Annotated in this window: 3 protein-coding genes and 1 pseudogene; 2 read left to right on the forward strand and 2 right to left on the reverse strand. The window is 59.9% G+C overall.

Annotation, left to right across the window (positions count from 1 at the left end; all coding sequences use genetic code 11):
- Positions 1-73: 73 nt before the first annotated feature.
- Positions 74-1702 (reverse strand): hydroxylamine reductase, encoded by a 1629-nt coding sequence (gene hcp, locus AB7S84_RS16645; protein ID WP_020875921.1) that lies wholly within the window; start codon positions 1700-1702, stop codon positions 74-76.
- A gap of 203 nt (positions 1703-1905) precedes the next feature.
- Between hcp and AB7S84_RS16650 the strand changes: the two genes are divergently transcribed.
- Positions 1906-2595: a Crp/Fnr family transcriptional regulator gene (locus AB7S84_RS16650; RefSeq protein ID WP_020875920.1), complete on the forward strand. Its 690-nt coding sequence runs from the start codon at positions 1906-1908 to the stop codon at positions 2593-2595.
- Between the two features lie 77 nt (positions 2596-2672).
- Here AB7S84_RS16650 and AB7S84_RS16655 read toward each other — a convergent pair whose 3' ends face one another.
- A complete protein-coding gene (locus AB7S84_RS16655) occupies positions 2673-3335 on the reverse strand; it encodes an NAD(P)/FAD-dependent oxidoreductase (RefSeq protein WP_428155879.1) in 663 nt (220 codons plus the stop codon).
- 473 nt (positions 3336-3808) lie between these two features.
- On the opposite strand from AB7S84_RS16655, the pseudogene AB7S84_RS16660 reads away from it, so the two are divergent.
- Positions 3809-4553, forward strand: a pseudogene (locus AB7S84_RS16660) (FAD-dependent oxidoreductase); the annotation flags it as partial.

Genomic DNA, 4553 nt, shown 5'->3' on the forward strand with positions numbered 1-4553 from the left:
TTTTTTTGGTGGCGAGGGGTGTGAGCTGACGGCAGGCACATGCCCGCCGTCAGCTCAATCATTTTCGATCTGATTACCCCAGAATGGCTTTGAGGTCGCCCTCGGGGGTCCCGATGGGCATGATGTTGAAGTTTTCCACCAGCACGTTGAGCACGTTGGGGCTAATGAACGCCGGCAGGCTCGGCCCGAGGCGGATGTCCTTGATGCCCAGATGGAGCAGGCTCAGCAGGATGACGCAGGCCTTCTGCTCATACCAGGAGAGGATCATCGAGAGGGGCAGGTCGTTGACCCCGACTCCGAAGGCGTCGGCCAGGGCCTGGGCGATGCGCACGGCGGAGTAGGCGTCGTTGCACTGGCCCACGTCGAGGAGACGCGGTATGCCGCCGATGTTGCCGAGGTCCTTGTCGAAGAAGCGGAACTTGCCGCAAGCCAGGGTCAGGACCACGCAGTCTTCGGGCACCTTCTCCACGAACTCGGTGTAATAGTTCCGGCCCGGCTTGGCGCCGTCACAGCCGCCCACCAGGAAGAAATGCCGGATGGCCTTGTTTTTCACCGCTTCGATGACCTGAGGCGCGACGCCCAGGACGGCATTGCGGCCGAACCCCACCATGACCGATTTGCCTTCCACGTCCTCGGTGAAACCGTCCATGGCCAGCGCCTTCTCGATCACCGGCGTGAAATCGTCGTTGGTCACGTGGGTGACGCCCGGCCAACCCACCAGGCCGGTGGTGAAGATCCGGTCATTGTAGCTTTCCCTCGGCTTCTGGATGCAGTTGGTGGTCATGAGGATGGCGCCGGGGAAGGCGTCGAACTCACGGGCCTGATTCTGCCATGCCGTCCCGTAATGGCCGTAGAAATGGGGGTGCTTCTTCAACTCGGGGTAGCCGTGGCAGGGCAGCATCTCACCGTGGGTGTAAATGTTGATCCCTTTTCCCGCCGTTTGCTTAAGCAGGGTATCCAGGTCTTTGAGGTCGTGGCCCGAGATCAGGATGGCTTTGCCCTTTCGGGCGCCCAGGGGCACCTTTGTGGGGACGGGGTGGCCGTAGGTTCCGGTGTTGCCGGCGTCGAGCAGTTCCATGGCCCGGATGTTGACCTCGCCGCACTTCAGGGCCAGGCCGACATACTCGTCAACGCCCACGCTCTTGTTCAGGGTGGCGGCCATGGCCTCATGGATAAAGGCAAAGACCGCTTCGTCCTGCTGCCCCAGGATGGCCGCGTGGTCCGCGTAGGCCGCGAGCCCCTTGAGCCCGTATACCAGCAATTCTCTCAGCGAGAGGAGATCCGGGTTCATGTCAGGGTCGGCCTTGATGCCCACCTTTTCCCCCTCGGCGATCATCTCGGCCGTGGTTCCCGCCGGAGTGAAGTCTGCCGCGGCATCCGAAAAGGAAGCAGCACCGCCGGCAGCCGCCACTTTTTTCTTGAGGGCTTCCCGGTGGGCCACGCAGTCCCGGATCAGCGTTACGAAGCGTTCGGAGTCGAAATCGACGTTGGTGAGGGTGGAGAAGATCGCCTCGCAGGTGAAGCGGTTGACGGCGTCATCCGATACGCCGACCTTTCGGCCTTCCACCGCGACGAGGGAGAGGCCTTTGACCGCATGAATCAGGAGATCCTGGAGGGCTGCCGTTTCGGGTTGTTTTCCACATACGCCGATCTTGGTGCAGCCTTCGCCTTTTGCCGTCTGTTCGCATTGAAAACAAAACATGTGTTGCCTCCTTGTTGAGTTGATATATAAGAAAAGGGTTTTAGTGTTGTCGTTGCTGTTGGAGCCGAATCTAACCCATCGGTCCTGCCGCCGCATTGACTTAGGTCAATAAAAGGGACATCAACGAGAAAAAGCAGGTCCCATCCACTATAGAGAGCCGGGGTGGGGGTCGAAAACCGGTCGAATTCGAGAAAGAGGGGAGAGTGGATAAAATCATTACCATTATAAAGTCCGTTCCGATTTTCAGCGGACTCGAAGACGATGACATTGACGCCCTGCTGCGGATCGCGGTCCATCGCCGGTACGGCAGGGGCGAACTCATCTTTTCGGACGGAGACGCAGCCGACGGATTCTATGTCGTCGCCGACGGGAAAATTAAGATATTCAAGATGTCCTTTGACGGAAAGGAGCAGATCCTTCATATCTTCGGGCCGGGTGAGCCGTTCGGGGAGGTCCCGGTCTTCAGCGGCGAGTCCTTCCCGGCCAACGCCCAAGCCATTGCCGCGAGCCGCTTGATTTTTTTTTCACGGAAAGACTTCATCGCGCTCATCACCGAAAAGCCGTCCCTGGCGTTGAACATGCTGGCCGTGCTTTCCATGCGGCTGCGCCGGTTCACGGTTCAGATCGAACACCTCTCCCTGAAAGAGGTGCCCGAACGCCTGGCCGCTTATCTGATGTACCTTGCCCGGGAGCAGGAATCCGAAGATCACGTCCGGCTCGAGATCGCCAAGGGGCAGCTGGCAAGCCTCCTGGGGACGATACCCGAAACCCTTTCCCGAATCTTTGCGAAAATGAGCGCTGACGGCCTTATCGAGGTGAACGGGCCTGATATCCGTCTTTGCGACCGGGAGGGATTGGCGATTCTGGCCGGTATGGACCTGGATGAGGCCTGAAAGAGCCGCTGCGAGGCCCTGCAGCTCCCGGAACGATCCGATGTCCCACCGGGGCTGCAGGAATCTGAAAACCCGATTTAGTCTGAAAGGCCCAGGGCGGATTTGAATTGGGTTGCGCCGATGCGGTTCATGAACCGGGCGGTCCGCTCCCGCTTCTTTCCGTTTTCCTTGTAGTACTCCAGGGCGCGCCTGACCAGCCCGATGGCGGCATCCCTGTCGAGATTTTCCGCCAGCAGATCGCCGATTCTTGGCTTGCCTCCCGAGTTGCCGCCGAAAATGACATGCCATCCTTTCTTCGTCCCGATGAGACCGACGTCGCGAACATAGCTTTCCCCGCAGCAGAATGGGCATCCGGAAACGCCGAACTTGACCTTGGCCGGCAGGTCGATGCCCACGTACATCTTTTCCAGCTCCAGAGCCATCCCCAGGGAATCCTGAACGCCGAACCTGCAGACGGCCGTTCCCGGACATGCCTGGGCATAGTGAACGCAGAGCTCCGTAGCCCGTCCGATGTCGGTCCCGAGGTCTTCCCAGATGTCGTCGATGACGTCGGCTTTCATGCCTACCAGGGCCAGGCGCTGGCCCGATGTGATCTTCACGATGGGGATCTCGTATTTCTGCACGACCCGCGCGAGAGCTTCCAGGGTTTCGCGGGGCACCAGGCCCACGGGGGTTCTGGGAACGATGGCGTAGGTTTCTCCGTCCCGTTGCAGGATAGCGCCTTTCGGTGTATCGGTCATGTAGTTTTCTCCTGTGATGTTAAAGCGGTAAAAATAATCCCGGGATCGACGCGACGGTCGACGGACATCGCTTTCATGGGTGAATTCCAAGCGGAAAGGACACATCCCTGCCGCTGGTTGCCAGCCGATTTCACCCTATGAGGGCAATCCTTTTAATAGCCACGCTTCGGCGCATGTCAAGGGGCCGCAGACGGTGACGACCGTCGATGTCCCGATGAATTCATTTCCTGCCGTCCCATGCGGCAGCCGGATCGCTGTCGGGTGAACATGGGTTACCGCTCGATTCTACCTGGATGGACGACGTTGGGTGCGGCCCGTTAAAATTCTTGACAAGTCTATACCGCCATGATAACGACATTATATGATTGAGCGCTCGTTCAATATAAAATCCGGGTCTCACACCGTTCGAACAAAACCCGGGCGGAGCGGGGCACGTCATTCATTTTTTTAGAGACGCGGGAGGAAACCCAACCATGAGTCACTTGAAGCACCTTTTTTCGCCGGTGGAGATCGGCGGCATGACCGCCAGAAACCGGCTTCTCATGCCGGCCATGAGCATCAATTTCGGGGTGGACGACAACGGGTACGTCCAGGACCAGCTGACCGAGTATTTCGTGGCCCGGGCCCGGGGCGGCGCCGGCATGATGCTGGTGGGCGGGGGCGGTGTTCACCCCACCGGTCTCGAGCTGCCCCAGCTCCCGGCCCTTTGGGACGACGGTTGCATCCCCGCCCTCAAGAAGATGACCGATCGGGTCAAGCCTTTCGGCGCGCTGTTCGGCATGCAGCTCATGCACGGCGGGCGCCAGTCCTACCACGACAAAAAGGTGGCCCCGTCGCCCATCCCCGCGCCGGCCGTGGTCAAGGGTACGCCCCGGGAGCTCACCATCCCCGACATCGAGGAGCTGGTCGCCGCCTTCGGCGACGCGGCGAGGCGGTGCAGGGAAGGCGGCTTCGACTTCGTGGAGATCCACGCCGGGCACGGATACCTCATCAACCAGTTCTATTCCCTCAATTCGAACAAGCGCACCGACAAATACGGCTGCGGGTCCTTCGAGAACCGGATCCGCTTTCTCATGGAGCTGTTCCGGGACATCAAGGCCAAGACCGGCGACGACTATCCCGTGGGGGTCCGGTTCAACGGCATGGACTACATCAAGGACGGCTGGACCCTCGAAGACGCCCTGAAGCTTGCGCCCATTCTGGAGCGGGAAGGCGCGG

The sequence above is a fragment of the Desulfococcus sp. genome (genome assembly GCF_050178255.1).
Lineage (GTDB): Bacteria > Desulfobacterota > Desulfobacteria > Desulfobacterales > Desulfococcaceae > Desulfococcus > Desulfococcus multivorans.

Coding starts and splice junctions, on each gene's coding strand:
- AB7S84_RS16655 (WP_428155879.1), bottom strand. CDS start 3,335: ATGACCGATACACCGAAAGGCGCTATCCTGCAACGGGACGGAGAAACC.
- hcp (WP_020875921.1), bottom strand. CDS start 1,702: ATGTTTTGTTTTCAATGCGAACAGACGGCAAAAGGCGAAGGCTGCACC.